The organism is Acidihalobacter aeolianus (assembly GCF_001753165.1).
Classification (GTDB): Bacteria; Pseudomonadota; Gammaproteobacteria; order DSM-5130; family Acidihalobacteraceae; genus Acidihalobacter; species Acidihalobacter aeolianus.
This window is the reverse complement of record NZ_CP017448.1, coordinates 1,517,022-1,539,297: the sequence shown is the minus strand read 5'-3', so window position 1 is coordinate 1,539,297 and position 22,276 is coordinate 1,517,022. Positions and strand designations below refer to the sequence as shown.

Annotated in this window: 16 protein-coding genes; 7 read left to right on the top strand and 9 right to left on the bottom strand. The window is 47.8% G+C overall.

Features of this window, described 5'->3' with window-relative positions:
• The first annotated feature begins 11 nt into the window (after nucleotides 1-11).
• On the top strand, nucleotides 12-2,816 hold the full coding sequence (gene prsT, locus BJI67_RS06990; RefSeq protein WP_083250720.1) for an XrtA/PEP-CTERM system TPR-repeat protein PrsT: 2,805 nt from the start codon (nucleotides 12-14) through the stop codon (nucleotides 2,814-2,816).
• 22 nt (nucleotides 2,817-2,838) lie between these two features.
• Here prsT and BJI67_RS06985 read toward each other — a convergent pair whose 3' ends face one another.
• From BJI67_RS06985 to BJI67_RS16800, 9 genes are all read right to left on the bottom strand, one after another.
• Nucleotides 2,839-3,591: a PEP-CTERM/exosortase system-associated acyltransferase gene (locus BJI67_RS06985; RefSeq protein WP_083250719.1), complete on the bottom strand. Its 753-nt coding sequence runs from the start codon at nucleotides 3,589-3,591 to the stop codon at nucleotides 2,839-2,841.
• Nucleotides 3,592-4,488: 897 nt separating this feature from the next.
• Nucleotides 4,489-5,373, bottom strand: coding sequence for a ThiF family adenylyltransferase (locus tag BJI67_RS06975; protein WP_070072419.1), 885 nt, complete (start codon nucleotides 5,371-5,373; stop codon nucleotides 4,489-4,491).
• A 113-nt stretch (nucleotides 5,374-5,486) separates the two neighbouring features.
• Nucleotides 5,487-6,344, bottom strand: a complete 858-nt coding sequence (locus tag BJI67_RS17385; RefSeq protein WP_156782063.1) for a PEP-CTERM sorting domain-containing protein — start codon at nucleotides 6,342-6,344, stop codon at nucleotides 5,487-5,489.
• 414 nt (nucleotides 6,345-6,758) lie between these two features.
• Complete coding sequence (locus BJI67_RS06970) at nucleotides 6,759-7,865, bottom strand: nitroreductase family protein (protein WP_070072418.1); 1,107 nt, start codon at nucleotides 7,863-7,865, stop codon at nucleotides 6,759-6,761.
• A gap of 95 nt (nucleotides 7,866-7,960) precedes the next feature.
• Nucleotides 7,961-8,926, bottom strand: coding sequence for an NAD-dependent epimerase/dehydratase family protein (locus BJI67_RS06965; protein ID WP_070072417.1), 966 nt, complete (start codon nucleotides 8,924-8,926; stop codon nucleotides 7,961-7,963).
• A complete protein-coding gene (locus tag BJI67_RS06960; RefSeq protein ID WP_156782062.1) occupies nucleotides 8,923-10,110 on the bottom strand; it encodes an adenine nucleotide alpha hydrolase family protein in 1,188 nt (395 codons plus the stop codon). The genes BJI67_RS06965 and BJI67_RS06960 overlap by 4 nt, the downstream gene beginning before the upstream one ends.
• Nucleotides 10,111-10,194: 84 nt before the next feature.
• Entirely contained in the window at nucleotides 10,195-11,307 is a 1,113-nt protein-coding gene (wecB, locus tag BJI67_RS16805; RefSeq protein ID WP_197513352.1) for a non-hydrolyzing UDP-N-acetylglucosamine 2-epimerase, read from the bottom strand.
• 118 nt (nucleotides 11,308-11,425) lie between these two features.
• Nucleotides 11,426-12,607: a glycosyltransferase gene (locus BJI67_RS06950; RefSeq protein ID WP_197513351.1), complete on the bottom strand. Its 1,182-nt coding sequence runs from the start codon at nucleotides 12,605-12,607 to the stop codon at nucleotides 11,426-11,428.
• Nucleotides 12,608-12,980: 373 nt separating this feature from the next.
• Entirely contained in the window at nucleotides 12,981-13,664 is a 684-nt protein-coding gene (locus tag BJI67_RS16800) for a phosphatidylserine decarboxylase (protein WP_083250718.1), read from the bottom strand.
• 549 nt (nucleotides 13,665-14,213) lie between these two features.
• Between BJI67_RS16800 and BJI67_RS06945 the strand changes: the two genes are divergently transcribed.
• From BJI67_RS06945 to BJI67_RS17370, 6 genes are all read left to right on the top strand, one after another.
• Nucleotides 14,214-15,062, top strand: coding sequence for a methyltransferase domain-containing protein (locus BJI67_RS06945; RefSeq protein WP_197513350.1), 849 nt, complete (start codon nucleotides 14,214-14,216; stop codon nucleotides 15,060-15,062).
• A 793-nt stretch (nucleotides 15,063-15,855) separates the two neighbouring features.
• Nucleotides 15,856-17,391, top strand: a complete 1,536-nt coding sequence (locus BJI67_RS16795) for an arsenate reductase/protein-tyrosine-phosphatase family protein (protein ID WP_197513349.1) — start codon at nucleotides 15,856-15,858, stop codon at nucleotides 17,389-17,391.
• Nucleotides 17,378-18,382 (top strand): polysaccharide deacetylase family protein, encoded by a 1,005-nt coding sequence (locus BJI67_RS17380; protein WP_156782061.1) that lies wholly within the window; start codon nucleotides 17,378-17,380, stop codon nucleotides 18,380-18,382. Before BJI67_RS16795 ends, BJI67_RS17380 begins: the two co-directional genes overlap by 14 nt.
• A 181-nt stretch (nucleotides 18,383-18,563) precedes the next feature.
• Nucleotides 18,564-19,403, top strand: coding sequence for a class I SAM-dependent methyltransferase (locus BJI67_RS16790; protein WP_083250716.1), 840 nt, complete (start codon nucleotides 18,564-18,566; stop codon nucleotides 19,401-19,403).
• Between the two features lie 82 nt (nucleotides 19,404-19,485).
• Complete coding sequence (locus tag BJI67_RS17375; protein ID WP_156782060.1) at nucleotides 19,486-21,069, top strand: hypothetical protein; 1,584 nt, start codon at nucleotides 19,486-19,488, stop codon at nucleotides 21,067-21,069.
• Between the two features lie 248 nt (nucleotides 21,070-21,317).
• A complete protein-coding gene (locus BJI67_RS17370; RefSeq protein ID WP_156782059.1) occupies nucleotides 21,318-22,247 on the top strand; it encodes a hypothetical protein in 930 nt (309 codons plus the stop codon).
• Nucleotides 22,248-22,276: the final 29 nt, after the last annotated feature.

The following is a 22,276-nucleotide window of genomic DNA, read 5'->3' as shown; positions in this document are numbered from 1 at the left end:
CTGAGAGATCTATGCCCATGTTACTTCGGAATCCACACACTCCTCTCCGCGTTGCCGTGGCATTGGCCCTGTCCGTTTTGACGCTCTCCGCCTGCTCCGGGAACAGCCAGCAAGCCTTGCTCAGCAAGGCGCGTCAGGAGATCGCCGCCGGCAAAAACCGCGCGGCCTTGGTGGATTTACGAAGCCTGGTCAAACAACATCCTAAAGACGCGCAGGGACGCCTGCTCCTGGGATCGCTTCTATTCAAACTGGGAGACCCTGGTGCGGCAGCTGCACAACTACAGCAAGCCAGCCAACTGGGCGACATCCCGATCAGTGCCAGATTCCAATTGGTTCAGTCATTGATCCAGATCGGCAATCTGGATAATGCCACCAAAGCATTGGATGCTATCAAGACGACCGCCCCCTCTCAGAAAGCCGAACAGATCGCATTCCAGGGCGAAATTGCGCTAAGCAAGAAAGAAACGGCGAAAGCAGCCAAGGCATTCGCAGCCGCTTTAGCGAAAAACCCGCACTCAGCCAGAGCCCTTGTGGGCCAATCGATGATTGCGCTGATGGCCTCCAAACCCCACCTCGCCCTACAGAAAGCGGATATGGCCATTCAGATCGCGCCCAAGGACGCTACCGCCTGGTTAGCCAAGGGTTACGCTGCTTTTGCACAACATGAAATACAAAATGCGTCCACCTATATCGAACAGGCTCTGAAATATGGCCCACCGGACCTGTCGCCTGGCCAAATATTTCTGGCACGAGGACGATTGGCTCAAACCGAGCTGGCTCTCGGTCAGCGAGATCAAGCACTGAGAAATGTGAATGCGATGCTGGCGCAATCACCCAAACAGCCCTACCCCAACTACCTACGCGGCCTGATCGCATACGAAAACAAACACTATGCCAATGCCGCACAATACCTGCAGACGTCTCTGAACTCGGATCCCTACAACGTACAGGCGCTGACTCTGCTTGCAAGCGCCGAAGCGCAGCAGGGTCAGGATGTCCTGGCCATGAATCACCTTTCCGGTGCGCTGGCCCAAGACCCACAAAACCCGCAGGCACGCCAACTCATGGCTGCTCTGCAGCTCAAGAGCGGTGAAGACGAACGCGCAATACAGACCTTACTTGGCGACAAAACGGGCAGCGCCAACGCAGGCGAGATCCTCTCGCTATTTACCTCTCCCGATGCGGCGATCAAGACCCTCAGTGCTATCCGAGCCCAAAACCACGGAGGCACACATGGCGATGCGGTCAAGCTCGCACTTGCGCAGGCGCTGCTCATGAGTGCCAAACAGCAACAGGCGCTCTCAGTTTTGAATGAGATCAGCGGCGGCGGCGATACCCAGCTGAATCAACTCAGACTCAAGGCCGCGGCCTATCTGCAGGCACATCAAACGGCGAAAGCTATTGACGTTGCACACCAGATATCAAGCGATGACCCACAAAACGCGACGGCTCTAACGCTGGCAGCCGTCATCTATGCCGCCGCCAACGAGGACAACCTGGCTAGATCCACACTGCAAAAGGCACATGCACTAAAGCCTGACGATACTCAAGTTACAACCTTGTTGGCCAGCCTGGCGCTGAAGCATGGGCATGTCGAAAAGGCAGAAGGATATTATCGCTCTGCTCTTCAGCATGACCCCAAAAACCTGATTGCAATCATGTCACTTGCACGTATCTCGGCTATCCGAGGCGACAGCAGAGCCGCGCTTGGCTGGCTAGAAAAAGCCAAGACAGATCATCCGAAGGCTCCTGAACCTTTGGTGGCGCTGGCTCAATACCACCTGGCCATTAAACAACCTTCCAATGCCCTTAATGACATCCAGCAAGCAGTAGCCCTTGTCCCCGGTAATCCAGCCATACTGACCTTACTCGCCAAGACCCAATTGGCAAATGGCGCGAAGGATGCCGCCCTGGAGACATTCCGCAACGTGGCCAAACTGGATCCAAGTAATCCCTATTACGGGATGAACCTGGCCGCCATGCAAACCCTGCTGAAGAACATGAAAGGGGCACAATCCACACTTGAATCAATCACCAGCAAGCACCCGGACTATTATCCAGCGTTTCGCGCCCTAGCCATGACTCAGTGGCGTAACGGAGAGAAAAAAGCCGCCTTTGCTACGGCGACGAAGGTCGACCAGGGAGAACAGGGTCACATACAAAGCGCGGTTCTTACCGGGGACCTGGATCTACTGAACAAGGATTACACGGCCGCATTGCAGCAATATCGCATCGCCTACTCCCAATTACCCTCCCGAGATATCGTCCTGAGGATATATACAGCTGAATCCGCAGGACATATAGGACATCCTGGTAATACGTTGTTGGACTGGTTACATACGCATCCCGATGACGCTACTTTGAGAAACGTTTTGGCACTCTATTACCTTAACAGCGGCAATCTGAAGGATTCAGAGATCCAGTATCGTCTGGTGGCCAAGCAGATGCCTAACAATCCCCTCGTACTGAACAACCTTGCTTGGATCGTGTCACAGAATAATCTCACCAAATCACTGCCCTACGCAGAAAAAGCACATAACCTATTACCAGAAAACCCCGCAATAGCGGATACCCTAGGATGGATACTGGTTCACAATGGCAAAGCTGATGCTGGGCTGCCATTACTGAAATTAGCGGCTGAGAAAAAACCTGATTTAGGTGATGTGCAGTACCATTACGCAGCCGCACTCTCGCAAACCGGACACGAACACCAGTCCGTAAGTGTGTTGCAGAAAGTGTTGGGAACAAAAAACACCTTCAAGGAAAGGTCTGAGGCAGAGAAACTGCTGCAGAGATTATTGAAAAGTACCGACTGATGCCACTTCCAGATTTATTTAGTTAGCGTTTGCACGCCGAATTTGACCCAATCGGCATCTCACGCAATTCGTTTTCCAGTGAGTGACGCAGGTCAGAATAAAGTTGACGCATATCCTCTTTAAGTCCGTCGAACACTTCGTCAAGCGTAATGCTGTAAGCGGCTCGTTTGCCATGATATTCAATCGCTGGCGCAATCTGCTTGAAACAGATGCCGAATCTTTTCAGCAACCTGACCAACCGCGGCTCCATCATGGCATAGCCATAGGTATCGTGCAGCCCGCACAGCTCGCCGTACGCAGCGATGGAAAGGTATAGGCTCAATGGCAGTATCGGAAAAGTACGTGCCGCAGAAGCCAAATCTTTGACATCCATCAAACCGATCGGGGAACCCCGCTCTCCCGATCGGCGCCGAAATTCGGAAGCAACCGCCAAGCGCGATATTTCGATCATTTTGTCACGCGAAACATGTGAAAAATCTGGTGCGGTCTTGTAGCCCTGGTAGGCGGATTCGAGTGGCAACAGAGAACCCTGACCTAAAGTCCCGGCACATATGATCCGTACGCACCCCGCGATATGGCCGCTCGACTTATGTACGATGAACAGATGGATCGACTTGGCGTCGAAAGAATCGCGTTCGCGCTCGCCAGGGCAATCTTCTTCTCGTTCGTAGTGAAATTCCTTGCAATAGACGGCCCATCGAAGATGCTGCAGTTGGTCTATCTCCATAGGAGTTTTCGCAATATGGAGTTCGAAGTAATCCAACAGATTTGACATCCCTTCCTCACATTATGTACCGGTGCCAACTACTGTTTACACTGCGGCATTTGATCGGATTTACTAACCGATAGAATTGAGCGTAACTACAATACCTGCCACGCATCGCGTGCGCGATGCCCGTTGACAGCACCATTACTACTCCGTTTGCTATTCATTGCCAAGGGAACATTAGCGTGCGGAGCATTACTACAGCGATATAGCACTAGATCACGATTCATGGTTTGGCTAAAGAAATTATGTGGTTGGCCGATAAGTCATATTACATAGGCTTGAAGCATTTCGTGCCATCGCGCGGTCACACCCAAACTCACTTGCTGATATTGCGTCGGATTTCTTTACGACCAGGTAAACTAATAGACTCTCTGTTAAGGGACCAGTTTGATAACACATAAACCATGTCATCATCACTCAGACATTTAGGTTAAATTATCTCTATATATCAATAACTCGGGAACTACATCTATCATTGTTCAGAAAATTCCACCTGACGCGATGATTATGTGCATAGTATTTGCATGATTCTCCAAAATGTAATCAACCTAGGAAGGGATGGATGGTCTACCCTAGATACTATGACAAGGTTCATGGGTTATTCATCACACACTACCACTATATGGAACGGTTCGTGTCCAGGAATTCCAACGCTTATCCCAGACTAGATATTCACTTAGACTTTGATGTTTATCACCATGATTGGATACTGCTTGGGTACTATCGAATCGTCGCCTTCCTGAAGAAGCTTATAGGCTTCAAAGAGACCCCCCCCCCCATAAGGCCATTGCACGAGCGACGTCACAAACCGCCCTCTGCCTGCACATATGCGCTATCAGCACAAGCCATGCGCTGGATGCGTTAAATCCATTAATCCCCCACTTGGTGGACATGAGCTTACCCTCATCCCCCATCCTTCTGTATACCCCCCATTTTTTTCATCTTTCGCCTGGCTATACTAAGTATCAGTTTCTGTAACGGATTTGCGTTACCCCAGGGGCGCCACGTCTTGGCCAAGCGCTGACGATAAGCGTCAAATTGCAGCCCTCTAGGAGCAGCGACAATCGGCCCGCGTTTCAGCAGCAATTTCATTGCCGTTGCGCCCGCAACGCCTGCGCAGAGTTCGCATGCCATCGGCGTCGAAGGTCCGCGATGCGATTTAAAATCGACCGTGGATGGATCAGCGAGATAGCCTTGATGCAGTATTCTGGGGGCCAAGCCGACTAGAAAACGCAATAGTTGTTCCTCATAGGGTTGGTTCTCAAGCTGAAAGTATTCGTCAAAACTCATACCGTTCGGATCGAAAACCAAGAGACCAACACCGACGCCTAACGGCGCCGCCGTAATCGCTGGAATGCCACGCGCATAGCAGGCCGAGAAAACTGCCCGCCTGATCGACATTTCGAAGAAATCCAAGCCGTCAACGTAGAGATCGACGCCATCCAAAAAACGTTCAAGGTTGTCATTCGAAACGCCGTCAGGAAACCCGATGACATCGGCTTCGGGGTTGATGTCACACGCAAGTCGTGAAATGACATCGAGCTTGGCTTGTCCCAGTGTCGAACAAAACGCACCGGCTTGGCGGTTCATATTGACCAGCGCAAACGTATCCATGTCGGCAAGGTGAAAGTGCTGCAGCCCCAGTCGCGCCAATGTAATGACGTGGGATCCGCCGACACCGCCTAAGCCAGCCACAGCAACCCGTTTCTGTCTAATGACATCGCGCTCGGATTCGGTAATCCATCCCAGCGTGCGTGAAAAAGCTTCTTCGTAGCTGAATGTCGTCATGCGGCCCAATCCCTGTTTCCGCTCACATACGACCGATCATGGACCACAAAAAACTGAGGCGCCATAGAGGCGCCTCAGAACTCAAACTTTTTCCCGACTTCGTACAGTCGGGATCAATCGCGGCGGAACCGGGACTGGCGCATACGCAGACCCAGCATACCCACCATCAGGAGGCCCAAACCCATCATGCCGAGGTCACTTGGTTCTGGCACAGCGTAATAATTACCACCCGCATTACCAACCCAAGAATATTTGCTATTAGTTGGGTTTTGAGCCGAAGTATTAGGACCAGAACCCTGATAAGTCAGGTCATTAAAGAATCCCGAAAGCGACTTGGTCGCAAAAGTGTAATTGGCAACACCCGGACCCGAGGTCACATCAAGACCGCCACTAAATATGGTTTGCGAACTCGTTGTACCTAAAGAAGTATTAACGGTTGTAGTAGTTGTACTCGTCAAACCCTGAATAGACAAATCTAACCAGTCGATACCATTTGCAGCCGCAGTGTAATTCGAATCATATGGAGTGGTACCAAACGCATAGGTAGTATTAGTGGGAGTTGCTCCTGATGTCGTCGAGTACATCGTGAGAAAGCCAGTCGTGTAAGAATTATTCGTGTAATAGTAAGTGAAGTTGCCGCTCGTGCTTGAGGTTGTGGTCGATGAGGTCACATCTAAACCACCCAACTGAAATGTCAGTGCGCATGTCGAACCGGAGGCACAGTAGCTAGGGCCAGAAGTTGTATCTGGTGAGTTGAAAGGGCCAAAGGCATATGCATAACCGTAGCCTGTAATCGAACCATTACTGGCTATATTCTCAAAAACATTCGTTGAATAGCCCCCAGGTCCGGTTTGTACCAAAATGCCTGCGCCACCCGGTTCAATAATGTTAGCAGAAGCGGACTGAACACTTAGCCCACCTATCAGCACTAAACCACCGATAATCGCACACTTACCACCAAGACTAGTCATCGATCTTCCCTCCTCAAGACAATTTAAATTTCGGCCACGCCGAAAGCCGGATCTCGGAATGTTGTAAAGCAATTACTGAGCCAATTGTCGGATCGCAGAGCAGATTAAGCGCTAACTCTTTGTTATTAGGAAAAAAGTCACCGGGTTCAAGTCAAGGGTCACAATTAGGGCGATCTACACCCCAGCTAAAGTTGTAAAATATTCCGACGCTAGCAAGTCGCGTCAGCCCCCCTCGAACTGCTGACACTGTTCACAAATGAAGCGGAATTTCTATCGGGATGATGAGAAAGTACCGACCAGCCAATTTTTAGGTGTTCGCGCGCATCTTCGGTCCACCGCAATCGGGCGCGCAGGTTGATGATAAGGCTCTTCGCGGCGAGCAGCTCCGTGCCTTGGCGTTCTTGTTGCCAAGCTTCATAGACCTGATGTATCTACATTTACCGTGGGAAGTTCATTATCGATGAGTCGTTCTAGCGGTAATCGTATCGAACGTGATAAAGGGGTATCCCCCCCCCCGATTCGGCAAATGAATACCCCCGCACACACTGCGTCGTGTGGGAACAATGCACACATACGACTATAGACGCTACTCGCTTCACGCACGGCGGACTCTATAATACTGAAGCGCCGCTCTTCACGGGCGTAATGGCTGAAGATAAGTGGCGTCATTTCGGGTTGGAATTGAAGCCCCTGAACAGTTGCAGTCAACCAGAAGCGCTGAACTGCACGCCCAGCGGCAATATAAGCATCAGTGCCGTCGAGCTGAGCGTTGCTAGCAATTAATGCATGAGCACCACAGTAATAACCAGGCAGAAGATCAAGTTGCAGGCGTGGTAGCCAAGTGCCAGCCACCCAACGGTTGAGAAACAGAACTCGCCCCCAACTCTGCATCGCCCACCGCATCAGCCTCATGCCCATGCGATCCATCCCAATCGCTTGATCTGGGATCTTGTCCTCGCTGTAACGCGCATGCCATTCGATCACACGCCGGTGTACCTCGTATGCTTCAGGGATAGTCAATCGTATCCTGGCGCTTAGGAACAACAACTTAGCCATCCGCCAACGATTTAAGGCACCCTCGAGCCAGAGAACACGAAAATTTGACCCCACGCTGGCCTCAAGTGCATGCTTTTGAGCCTCCGACAAAGGCGTCGTGCTTAGCGGGCGACGTTGCGTTACCCTGCGCTCGATCACCTCCGCAAGCGGGTCGGGAAGCATTTCCGGCGCCTCGATCAAGGTGACATCAATCGTCGGACGCGATTCAGGGCAATCGACACAGCGCGTGAATTCAGCGCGAAATCCCTGAACAGAAGCGCCAATCGCGATCGTTTCGAGCAACGCTCCGATCGCTATCTGACTGGCATGTCCGTCGAGGTCGTACACGCACCAATCGCGCGTGTCCCAACCATGGATCGCGAATCGTGTCTCGTCAACGATCTCGAAACGCCAGCATTGCGTGTTGTCTCCACTCGGCGCCCATCGGGCGAGGTCCAATATCGCCAGCAGGTCCGGATGAGTCATTATGACAGCCGCCTTGCATTAGTTTTTAGCCGTCCAGCTAGGCAGGTGAAGGGCTGGTATCGTTCGTACACTGAACTTAGCAGGATCATACTAGACTAGTTCCGGACTGTTTGGCCATTTATAGCACCCTCGATCATATGCGGGAGCGATGCCGAATGGTATCCAAGTTCCTGCTCGGCCATATGCTGCGGGTCAAAAAAGGATTCAGGAACATCCTGAAGAAGAAAGGCGAGATCAGGCGTCAACTCAGGCTCCTTGTGCGTGAACCGGGAGATGAAGTCCTGTGTATAGGCCAGAGCCACGAACAATGACCTGGGCACTGCCTTGATCCGGACATCGACGCCCATGCAGTCTGCCGCCAACTGGAAAAAGGTCTGCCAGCTCGCATAGGGCCCCGCCAGCATATAGCGCTCACCCGTGCGTCCTTTTTCATAGGCCGACAGTTGCCCTCTGGCCACATCGGCCGCGTGACAGAAGGCGATCCGTCCAGGCAAGCTCCTGCGCTCACGGCCGGATTTGATCAGTTGAAAGATCCGTGCGTAATTGTTGTAGTCGTATTTCCCGACGACGATGATGGGCCTGACAATCAAGGCATCCAGCCCACGCTCGACGCCCTTCAGAACTTCCAGTTCGGAGAGTCGCTTGGTTCTGATATAGCCCTGCTTGATGCGGGCGGCTGCCGCTTCGTCGGTCTCGCCATACAGCGTCACGGCGCCGGTCGATGTGAAAACGAACCGGCCAGCACCGTGCCGGAGACTCGCATCGACCAGATTTCGCGTGGCCAATACGTTATCGCGCCACTGTCTATCCGCATCGGCCGACCAGTGCGACATATTCCCGGCGGCATGGAACACCGCATCGATCCCAGACTGAAAGGCACTCATCACCGAATCGCTGTCATGAAGATCTACCGGCTGAAAGGCGACGTCGCAGCCATCGAGGCGGCTCAAATCGGACGATGGCCTGTGCAATACCGTAATCCGCCAGCCGTCCTCAAGCAGGACGTCGACCAGATTGCGTCCCACACATCCCGTAGCGCCGGTGATATAGGCGTGCTTCATGACTGCATCCACCCGTTGTGACGAACCTTCGACGCCGGCAAGCCCAGATCAGACATCGACAGATCGAGCGTTCGCAGGGCCTCTCGTTGAGCCGGTCCAATAAACCGGCCGGTTCGCGCGGAGTATTCGACCATCTGAAACAAGTTCATCCAATAATCCCGCTCGATGCGTCCCTCGCGAATCAGAGACGAAAATTCGACTTCGAACGTGTTATAGCCGAAACGAGCAACTTCGCTGACCGCGATCAGCGGAATGAAGGCATTGTTGGTGAGCAATGGGCTGCTGCTCCCGGGCCGCAACAATCCCACAGCCACCAATTCGTCAACGATTTCACGCTCCGGAGGATTCCAGGCCACCAGCGGCGAGATGACTCGCGGAACCCTCTCGACAGGCCAGCGGGCGCGGTCGAACCAGTGGCTCATTTCCGGCTTCGAGAAATGAGCGGCGAGCGAGAGGCCGTGACGCCGTACGAGCGGATTCTGTTCGTCCTCCTCGGTCATTTCGATACGTGCCTCGCCGAAAATATTGCGAACCTGCGTACGCCCCAGCCCACTGATGACCAGCGGGATACCGTAACCTGCCGCGAAATTGCGCGCCGTATCGAATGTGATCTGTCCGTCGACGGCGTCCACGATGCTGTATCCGGCTTGATGCGGGATCTGTTGAAACGCCAACCGGAACGCCTTACGAACGAAACCGGTGTCAGGCTTGAATACCAGGAAATCCACACCAAATTGTTTGATCGCCCATGCCGCATTCTCCAGAGCGATCGGGCTCATGAATCCGTTGTCCACCAAGAGGGTCAGGAGACGCAATTGAGGGAAATCGTTCTGGAGGCGGCGCAGCAACCAACAGCTGTCCTTGCCGCCGCTGAAAAGCATCACGGCGTCGTAAGTGCCACCAACCCCATGCGCTCTCCCGAGAATATCCCCTATTTCGGAATTCAGATGTTCATACGCCACAGTTTCATCTATCGAGGTCTGAATCTCCGGACGAGCGCAGGCCTCGCACATCCCATTTGCGTCGAGCGCGGCATAGGCTGACGGCAACGCGCAACGCCGACAACGTGTGCCCAGATAACCACGCAACGCCGGTCTGAGGATGGGCCAGGCACGACGAGCGATGAAGTCCAGTCTGCGGACTTCGCGTGCAAACCGGGTTGAATCCAAATCGCTGTCTCCCATGCTTATTGGTCACGTTTGTAATGTGTACCACCGCGCACTCTCTCGCGGAAACAGTATGGTGAGTTACCCCAAAATCCCAACGACTCAATCGTGCAGCATGCCACGTATGTCTGAACACTCCTTCAGGCTTGCCACCACGCGTTCTGCTGTATGCCCATCCCACAAGGCTGGAGGGGGACGCCGCATAAAGTCGCTCAGTTGTTCCACAGCGAATGGGAGTACGTCTGGACTCACGAGCCTGTTGGTACCCTGAGTCAGGGTAATAGGACGTTCCGTATTTTCACGCAAGGTTAAACAGGGGATACCCAAGTAAGTCGTTTCTTCTTGGAGGCCACCAGAATCAGTGATAACTGCCGCCGCGCCAATCACCAGATTCATGAATTGGATGTAACTCAAAGGCTCAAGCAGCCGTATCGAACCATTTGTTGATAGCTGATCCCATAAACCGCTTGTAACCAAACGATGTCGAGTTCTTGGGTGGACGGGGAACACGATCGGTATACGTCTAGCGATGAGCATCAAAGCGCACACAATAGACTTAAGCACGCCAGGCACATCGACATTAGATGGTCGATGCAAGGTGAGCACAGCGTATTTGCTTTTTTCCACACCAAACTTAACACGCGTGCTTTCACCCTCTATCTTGATGCGCAGCATTTCAAATGCATCAATCATTATGTTACCCACACAAGTAATGCGATTTGATGGAATACCTTCTGCTCGGAGATTATCGTCCGCATCAGTAGAAGGCGTCCACAAAAGGTCTGCAAGGCTATCGGTAAGGACGCGATTGATCTCTTCAGGCATTGTGCGATCATGACTACGCAAGCCGGCCTCAAGATGAGCTACGTGTATACCTAACTTGGCCCCGACAAGTGCGCACGACAAAGTGGCATTAACATCACCAACCGTGATAATCCAATCAGGCCGAGAAGATAGGCAGTGTTTCTCATACCCCAACATCACACCAGCCGTTTGTTCTGCATGTGTGCCACTGCCAATACCTAACGACACATGGGGCCTAGGCAAATCAAAATCGGCGAAAAACACATCGAACATATTTTTGTCATAATGCTGGCCAGTGTGTACTACACGTACGTCGCACCACGCCACATGCTTCAGCGCATGGTAAAGAGGCGCAATTTTCATGTAGTTGGGGCGAGCTGCGGCAATCAGATCTACGGTCATTTTGCGCATTGGAATATCTAACCGAATCAAGAAACGGCGGGCATACGGGGTTGATACTAAAATATGTCAAAACACGAGATGACTGGATGCTTTATTAATCAAGCTTGCTTCTTGGTGTTGGAGACGCTTAGCGGCTTCCCACAAGCTTGTCAATTATGGACACCAATTTTTGGGCACCGACACGCCGCGAATATTTCTGCAATGCATCCCCGTCAACTGGTGTAATGACCCGCCGTTTCAATTTATCAATGAATTCAAGCAAGCCAGTCTCGATGGCTAACACATTGTTCATATCCACCACCAGCCCAGCATTCTCGCGTAATACGATATCTGCAGTTTCTCCAGCCCCGTCTACCAAGGCAAGTATAGGCTTACCATTTCGAAAGTACTCATATAGTTTAGCTGGCACTTGGGCATTGAATTCAGCCCCCTGGAACAGCAACACACCATCGGCACGATGCTGTTCAACTAGGGCATCTTGCCTTTCCAGCATAGGCGCTATCTCCACGATATCATGTAGCTCGTATCGGGCTACCATAGACTCATAATGTCCTTCTGAGCCACTTGCACGTAGAATAATGTGCAACGCATCACGCGTCAGCTTACCTTGCTTTAGCAAATTGGCGATAGCCTCAAGAAATGCTTGCGGGTTTCGGCCGCATGAGTACAAAAGCCCGCTATGCACCAACGTTAAAGGCTTTTGAATACCTTCATTCAATTCTGATGGAATCTGTTTATCATTAAAGAGCGAAGAAAATGCTTGTTCGTCATACCCATTTGGAATCAATTCGAAATGTGCATGTTCGACTCCCATGTACCGTTCAGCACACATATCCAACGAGCGTTGAGTCACGAATACACACGTGTGCGCTCTCGTAACGGTTGATTGTTCAAGGCGTTGTCGCGTGGCCAAGGTTGCCCCCGGAGTGGGATATGCCGGAAGTACCATGGGATCTCGAAAATCGGCAATCCATGGAATACCGGTAAGTCGATGTAAGGTAGAAGCAATCAAATGGGATGTCGCAATCGGATAAGTGGACCAAATGACCTTTGGCTTCCGCCGACGGATCAATGACAGGCCATGAGGCACCGCACTGAGCCACCAGGAGACCCACCGGTCTGGTTGTGCCAGAAATTCAGGGTAACGTCCAAACAGCGCCATATGGCGTGCGGCATCTAATGAAAATGTCCTGTGGATTTCAAATGGTTCTGACAACTGCGAAGACGTCGAAAACAGTTTCGGGTAAGCCAGTGGCTTCGTCGTCAAAATGATTGGCTCGTAATCGGCTTCCGCCAGTCCTTCAGCCATGGACAGGGTTCTCAGCGTACCACTGACTTCTGAGCATGGCGGGAAGTGGTACGCGACCATGAGAACGCTTGTTGACAAAGACTCTACTCCCCTGCTTTATTGTATTGGCACATCAAGGCAGTGAATGAATGTAAGCATACCGTTTCAAGCTTAACCCGAACTTGATCCTCAGCATGCACTAGCGCTTCTAAATTGGGAACTCATACACGCATTACTCAAGCCATCCAGTACCATATGAACACTGAGATGACCATCCAAAGCGATATCGCGATGGGCAGCAGCATTCGCACGGAAAGTGATGTCACGCGCCATACATAATCGAGCAACAAGAGAATCACTGTCGATACGAGTAACAGTAATGCTGCACGACTCATCACGATAAATCCATCGTAACTAGTGTTTCCCCGGCTCTAACACGACCGCCCTCTCGCACCAATACTGACCAGCGTTCAGGAATTTCTAAAACGACGGTGCTACCCAACATTATTTTCCCTATACGTTGGCCACGCACCACGCTTTCACCGACCATGACGAATGATTCAAGTCGACGAGCAGCGAAACTTGTTATCAGTCTAATGGCGATCTGACCAAAGGCAGTTTGTACAACGATGCGCATCTGTACTGGAGAGGCCTTTGTAGCCAAGAATGCAAAGTCTCGCCCTTCACCATCCATGAACTCAGAACCCATGGTACTGATTTCTGAAACTCGCCCTGCTTCGGGAGATCGCTGCACGTGCACGTCCCAAAATGTCAGGGCAATCACAACATATCGGATGCCATTGCGACACTCCAGCGAGGTTACCAAACCATCAGCAGGAGCGACCAGACCATGCCCAGCCGGCGCTATACGTTCTGGATCCCGATTAAAGAAACTCAAATACGAGGAAGGAGGAGAACCCTTCAATAACCATCCACGGATCTGAGCCTCAGGCCAGCGCTTTTTCGGGGGTAACAGCCAACGAATCAAGATCGATGGATAGGGAAAAGCCTTGACCCAGAGAACGATGACCGCCACGCAGACAGTGATAACAACCCAGTCAATCAGGTCAACAGTCATGAACCCTCGCCTAGCGCTATACAGGATGTGAACGAGAGGATCATGACGGCAGTTGAATCATGTGAGACATGATAGACTTAAAAGCTATAACCTTCTGGTTCTACAAGCATCCGATGATCCTGTACAACTCGCACCAATGTAGACAGGGAGACACATACACGTAGATACTCAGGTGTAACACATTTAAGCACGTAGACCCCATGCTTTCCAACCAAGGGGGCGCATTTTCAGGATCGTATTAAAGAATCCAGTAAAGATGCATGAGATTACTCTGCCCCGAGGAACAGATAGCAAGAAACTAGAAACCTAATATGATCGAATCATATTAGGTACAAGTGTAAAATGCCAACACAAAGTACTCACGGGATGTGAATATCGTAACTAAGCGAATAAATCGGCAAGTTGACTAACCACCATGAACACCGATTGTAGAGATGAAGACCAACGAAGCGCTTTACATAGTTGAAAATACATTACCTTGTTTGACCCTGAATGCCAAAAGACCTCCTAAACCGAAATATTAGGAACACGATGTGTATGGAGTACATTATGGGCCGCTCATCAAATGACGCGACAGATAGGACGCACGAGCAAATACGAGAGCATTATGAGATTGAAAAGGATCTGGCCAAGCAATTGATGGGCGCCAGCAAATCTGAACGACGCCATCTTTACGCATCACTTTATGACGAACTATACAAACGGGTCAGCCACCATCCACAACTTATTCGCAAAACATCACCAGCAGAGACTCAGCGCGCAATAGATAGACAGTTAAAATTTCTTTCCCAGTTTTTGACGAAAGACTCCATATTTGTTGAAGTAGGCGCTGGCGATTGCGCACTCTCTTTTGAGGTAGCTAAACAAGTAAAGTGGGTATATGCAATCGATGTGTCGGAAGAAGTTACTCGTTCCGAAGATTCCCCTCCCAATTTTCAGCTTATTCTTTCGGATGGGTGCAGTATTTTAAATACCTCAATTAAGGCGAATGTAATCTACAGCAATCAACTCATGGAACACTTGCACCCTGATGATGCGCTTGAACAGTTGAATAACATATATGGCGCGCTAAATGCCGGAGGGTGCTACGTATGCGTAACACCCAATAGGCTAACCGGACCACATGATATATCGATGTACTTTGATAATGTGGCATCAGGTTTCCATCTAAAAGAGTACTCCATATCTGAGTTAACATCGCTGTTTTTAAATGTCGGATTTACACGTGTTGATTTATACGCGCTGATCAAGGGAAGGCAGATCAAAATCCCCATAAGGATGATTTATATTGTGGAAAAGGTTTTAGATGCCATGCCTACTAAGATAGGAAAAATGATGGCTAAGAGCTCGTTATTCCGCGGAATATTGAATTCCCGCGTTGTTGGAATTAGACAATAAACATCAACTGATATCTTCAGAATCGGAAGAATGAATTCTCTTCCATATGCGTGCGAATACGCACGCATGATGAATCACATCAACAAGGCACATTTTGTGTATCATATCCAGGTGACACAGTAATAGCGATTAAATCCTCGACCATAGCCTGGTTAATCTGAATCTCCGCTTTTCATGAAAACTGGAAGCTTATCTCCTCCATCCCACTCATAGGATCCACATCTAACATCCATACCTCGCCTTCGACAGCAAACGCCATAGGTGCATCTGACTCATGTAAAACGCACCCAGTTGTAATGCCGAGGTCGATGTCAACCCGAGTCATCTAATCAAAAACTTTGAAGTGAAGCACTACTATGTTTCGGAATTGATTCAACTGGTGAGCGGGTTACCAAGGAGATGTGGCGCGACTCGGGTGAAATCAGTGATAATTACCTCTCCTAGCGGATGAACATCAGCCGAAGGACATGAATCTCACTAAGCAGTGTGCCCAATGTCACAATGTTGAACCAGTTCACGGACTTGTCGACCAGTTGATGAATGCAGATCGTCCGTATGAGCCTGTGCTTGCTAATACATTAACCACCACAACAATGATCAAGCGATGACACTTGGGAAAGTACTAGTACTGGGTGATGACACGCGTAGCTTCCTGAGCACAGTACGGTCACTCGGGCGTCAGGGATTGGAAGTGCATGTAGCCCCATTCAATTTTAGAGCCCCTGCCCTCAAATCACGCTACATCACCAAGGTACACTGGCTACCGTATTATTTGGGTAACGGAAATGAATGGATGGAAGCCATTAGCCACTTATTAAAGTGTGTGTTATTTGACCTTGTAATTCCATGCGATGAACGCACGCTCCTTCCCTTAAATTGGCACAGGGCCAAACTTGAAAAATTATCCAAGCTCGCAATCCCCTCAGAGCAATGCATCAAGTATTTCTTCAACAAACATGAAACACGAATGCTTGCAGCTTCCCTAAATATTCCAATTGCCAAAGGGGGAAGGCTACTGCCTGAGCACGATGCTGACCATCTAATCTCAGAAGTAGGACTACCAATAGCGATCAAAGCATCATCATCATACACAGCAGAAAGATTGTACGATCGACACAAGGTCACGATAGCACGCGACAAAAACACCTTGGAAGTCACACTGAGAACGCTCTATCATGAATCATGCATTTATGAAGGATTCTTCAGTGGGAAAGGCTGTGGTATATCGGTCCTAGCGCACCGCGGACGGATCTTACAAGCGTTCGAACATCATCGTGAACATGAGTTTGAAGGATCAAGTTACTACAGGGTGAGCTCTCCACTGACACCTAGTCTCATTGGCGCTGTTGAAAAGATTATGTTTGCCACCGAGTATACAGGAGTGGCAATGATTGAATTCCGCCTGGATAAAAACAGCAACCAATGGATTTTGTTGGAAATCAATGCGAGGCCATGGGGTTCTCTCCCCCTTCCGGTTGGCCTTGGTGTCGACTTTCCATTTAATTGGTATCAATTGCTTTGCAAAGACATCGAAGGAGAGCCTCATGATTACCGCACAGGTATATACGGACGTAATTTAATCCCAGACACACGCCTTGTGCTGTATCATTTGCAGTCATTCGCAAAAAAACCAATAGAATTTACAAGTTTTCTCCTGAAAACAATCCCAGAGTATTTCCGTATTTTCATTGGGCGAGAAATTCATGATGTGTTAGTGCTAGATGACCCCACTCCTTTTTACAATGAAATTCGTATTCTGCTATATGACACACAAAATCGAATACGCTCAAAAATTAAGATCTTAAATTCTAATTATGAGAGCAATCGCGCAAAAAGGAGTATAAAGAATAAAGCAATTACCAGAATTGCCATTGTATGTCAAGGGAATATTTGCCGGAGTCCTTTCACTGAAAAACTGCTCAAATCATATTTATCAAACAACTCATTGCAACACGTGAGCGTGGAATCATATGGAAATCTGCCAAGAGAAGGTTATAAATCTCCTCCTAACGCAATCCACGTCGCAAAATCATTTGGTATAGATCTTCTTAATCATAGCTCCAGGCATTTCTCTCACGATGCTGCGACTAGTGCACAACTGATTATTGTATTCGATGAAATTAACAAACGATGGATACAAAACAGATATCCAGAGATTAAGACCCCAATTGTATTTTTGGGAAGCTTCGGTACTCACGATACGATCATCAAAGATCCCGATGGCGGTGATCAAGCCTTGTTTACTGCCACATACCAAATAATCAAGGAAGCTACTGATAATCTCGCAAGATTACTCTCCGATGGATACCCGAACCGTGCTCAAGCCTGACCCCGCGTGGCAGATGTTAACATTACCCAAGGACTACCCACCTACTTTATGCGTAGTCGTGGACACTGAGGAAGAGTTTGACTGGAATTCCAGCTTCAATCCGGAATCTAGGTCCATAACCAATATTCTCTCGCAACCATTCGCACAAGAAGTCATGGACCGATATGGCATCGTACCCACATACGTAGTTGACTATCCGGTTGCAAACACACCAGAGTCAGTCGAAGTATTACGAGAAATACACTCTGAGGGTCGCTGTGAAATTGGGGCTCACTTGCACCCATGGGTGAATCCGCCCTATGGGGAGGTTATCAATGAACTTCATTCATACCCAGGCAACCTTCCAAAAGGAATTGAAGAACAAAAACTAACTCAACTAACAAATCAAATTGAGAAATCATTTGGCTCAAGACCTACGATATACAAAGCAGGAAGATACGGTGTAGGCGAGTCTACTTATAGGATATTGAACAAACTCGGTTATCAAGTTGATACCAGTATTGTTCCGCACACAGACTTCTCAAAGATACAAGGTCCTGATTTCACTTCCTTTCCAGACCAGCCATTCATAGCCAGTCATGACATTATAGAGTTGCCTCACACAGTAGACTTTTTAGGAATTCTAGCTCGTGTAGGTCCGACCCTATATCCTATACTGTCAAGCAAAATATCTAAAACATTAAACCTAGGAAGTATCGCAGCCAAAGTACATGGCCTTGAAAGGCTGCGATTATCCCCAGAAGGACATAGTCTAAATGACATGAAACGGCAAACCCGCTGGGCACTCGATCAAGGACATAAATATTTTATGTTGAGTTACCATAGCTCTACCCTGCTCCCCGGCGCAACCAATTATGTGCATGATGAAAAGGACAGAATCCGTTTTCTTAGTAAACTTGATGCTTATTTTGACTATTTTTTGAATAGATGTAACGGCAGCACATTAAGTATTACCGAAATAAAAAACGCATTAATCAAAGTAACAAAATAATTATGCCAAGCAGACAGAAGCACGCCAGCATCAATAAATCATTCCATATAATGATTTTAAGTAAATATATTTTAAGCAAACTCCCAGCGGGATATCTTTTAAAAACCGCATCCCATACAACTCCAAGCAACTAACAACGCATGAGTAATAATACATTAACTTTGAATGGACGGATAATTCTTTGAAACAGCTAACAGAATTTGAAATTGAAAGCATAAGGAACATTCCCGATTTTTCCAGGAATTCTGACTATTGCAACCTGGACATCCAGGCCACACTTGAATACATGAAAGCACTATACGTCAATCAAATGATGCTGCACATTGATATATCATCAGCCGTACTTTGCGATTGCGCAGCAGGATATGGATGGCTAGGGCTCACATTTCTGCTTTGTGGTGGGGGAAAAGTAGTCTTCGTAGAGCCAGTTACGATGAAATTAAACGCAATACGTTCATTCGCAGATATTCTCGGCCTGTCAGACAAATGTGAATTCTATCATCAATATATGCAAGATATTCCCTTAACAGATAAGTCAATCGACATATTTGCCAGTATCGAAACACTTGAGCATGTTGGAAGCGATAATGTTAAGGCGTGCATAAACACCATCAACAGACTCACAAAGAAAATGATAATTATTACAACACCCAATAGAATCTTCCCCGTTGTGAGTCATGACTCTGTTGTCCCATTCGCACATTGGTTACCCATAAGATGGCGTGATACATATTTACGCATATTTAAAAGGGAATACAAAGCACATAATCATTTTCTAACCCCAAGTGATTTATCTGTATTTCAAAAACGTTTTAATCAAATATCCAAGGTGCTTACATTCAAGAATATTGAAGACTGGAAAAATCATTATCCATTTTATAGTCCATATTCTGGAGGGATGTGGAAAAAAAAGCCTCATCCAGCCTTGTTCGCACTCCTTTGGTTAACATCTACCGTATTCGGCAAGAAAGCCTACCTAATTAACCCGAATCTAGCGAGCGTTTGGTTAAGAAAAGAATGATTAATTATTACGTTAACAACCATCCAGATATACTGCATTTATTGAGAACACTCACATTAGTAAATGCGCACCAGGAATACTCATGAATAATAATTCAAACCAAAAAATATATAATAATTACACAAAGTATCTATTATTGATAGTAATAATAATCATGTCAGCCGCAGCAGTCAGGTTATCTGCCATAGGCGTATCTGGTCTTTGGTTAGATGAAATCTATGGCGCAAGCTATATCAACTTAAACCCATTAAAGCTCATAGTGGCAGTGCTGAGATTCGACGTACAACCACCACTATACTATCTACAACTCAAGCTCTGGGGAATCCCTTCCCACAGTGATGCCTGGCTACTTTTGAATAGCATAACGTGGAGCTTGGGAACTATTGTAGCTTGCACCTATGGCGCCTACCGTATCTCTGGAATAAAAGCGGCTTTACTTGCCGCTGCATTTAGCGCATTTTTGGGAAGTGAAATATATTATTCTTACGAAGTAAGAATGTATTCAATGCTTTCTTGCTTGGCAATAATTGGCTGGATCAGATCAGAAATCTGGTTACAGAAGCCATCTAATAAAAACACTTTCTGGCTAGTAACTATAACAGCCATGCTTGCAGCAACTCACAGCGCTGCCGTCGTGGCTATATCATCAATATTATTGTACATTGTCATCAGCTTAGTTCTTCGTGACTGCCTGAAGAGCGCTTTAATAACATGGCGCATTATTGTTCCGACTGGGATATTTTTATTACCTTGGTTAATTAATGCGTCGCTTAGATCAGTAGGTCAAACAACATACCCTTCAGTTAATGCCGTAGTTGATACATTGTCAGGATGGATTCTTGGCTATGGGGCCATTGTATACCCTGAAGCGCTTAGACTGATCTTGGTAGGTATAATTGCAATCAGCGCTATACTAGGTCTGGTTTATGGTGATAGAAGAACCAAGCTCATACTCATATCGTTTGTTATCTGGCCGATACTTTTTGCTTCAGCAATATCGTTTATAATAAGACCCATATGGATACCTAGATTATTTGCATTTTGCGCGCCATTTTATTCATTATCTCTGACATTTATGCTAACAAAGTCCGTTTTCTCATTTAATTATAGCCATACGAAGAGGCGACTAACGACTACAGTTATTACATTAACGTGCGTATTACTCATGATACTAGGGCTGCTGCAAAATCGCACACCATGGAAGATGCAGTACCGTTCTGCAGCACGATATATCGCAGCAAACAATGTTCATAAACTTCCGATTTATATCCCCAACAACAAGACATTTTGGGGTATTGCTCGCTATCTAGATGGCCCCAATTGGGGTAGTATACTTAAAATACAGGACCCCAAAAGACCTGATCATTCCGTAATATGGAGAAAAATATACCATCAGTTAGGGTACAAGTGGTTACAGATTCTTGGCTTGGTACCTCAGACTAGGCACCTTGACACCCCTAACGGGACTATGTGGATAGGTTACAGTCCGTTACCCAAGAGCCTAGCTAAACGTGGTATGTGGTTAGTTGGGAATAACTCCCTCTTGGAAAATGTCAATAACTGCCCTATGTATCAACAAATGTATATCAAGCGATATCGCGGGGTCGTTATTGTTAGGTGCTCTGGTCAAGACAGCAAGTATGTTACAAGTACTCACGGTTCATAGTAATAAATCACTTATCAGGCTTACAAGAACATCTACATGGATTAATATCATAGATCAAAACTCCATTCTGATGTGTAGTTACCAAGTCGATGCTAGAATTCTCTATCATTTCCGCCAAGGACCATGTACGAGAAAGTCCGCTCATGTTTGGTCGGAAATACCAAGCATAGTCAAAGTGAGTTTTCACCAATGGCGAAACAACATGGCGCGTCATCACCGATGATGCACAACGACAAAAGATGACAAAGATGAGCATTCTGTCCGACATCAAGATCAAATTAGAAAAGTATCGCTTCGATCGTGTCATATCGAAAATCTATATGACAAGACCTTTAAAAATGTCTGATGATGGTCCCGTGCTTCTTAGTCAATTATGTCATCGAGATGTTGCTCCATACTTGTTGGCTGCTAAATCATTATATTTCGAAATCGGCAAAGGGCGTTTCAAAATTGTCAATGACGGATCTCTGACAGAAGATGATATTTCGATACTTCAGCACCATATTCCAATACTTGAAATAATCAATATCAATACTATAGACACAACGGGGCTACCCAGTGGGGGGACCTGGGAGAGACTCATTAGAATTATTGAATTAACACATGATAACTATGTAATTCAGTTTGACGCGGATGTGTTGGCCATCGGCTCATTAGATCATGTAACAAATTTCATCAACCTTAATAAATCATTTATACTCGGTACTTATTCTGGGCAACAGGTAAATCATGCATCTTACACAGCCAGCCTAGCTCAGGGATGGATTGCATCAACAAAAACGCAAAAGATTAGCTCGGGTCTTCTTGCGGAGGCGAGCCTTGATTCCATTCCTCAGACCATGCCGAACAACTACGTGCACGGATCTTCTGGATTCGCCGGGTTTGGTAAAAAACAATTTAGCATAAAACTTCTTAAAGATTTTTCAGATTGTATGTACAAGATACTTGGTGATAGATGGTTCGAATGGGGGAGCGAACAAATTGCCTCAAATTATATGTTATCTAATGCCGATAATTCTGAAGTTCTCCCTATAGATTTATATGCATGCCATGAGCCTCACCTCAGGCCATCACAAAGATCTCTACTACATTTTATAGGAAGCCATAGGCATAGTGACGCCACCTACAGACTCGCTGCCCGTGATTTCATCAAGAAATTTTACAAGGACAGTAATTGACCATTAACGAACTAATGCAAATGGATCTG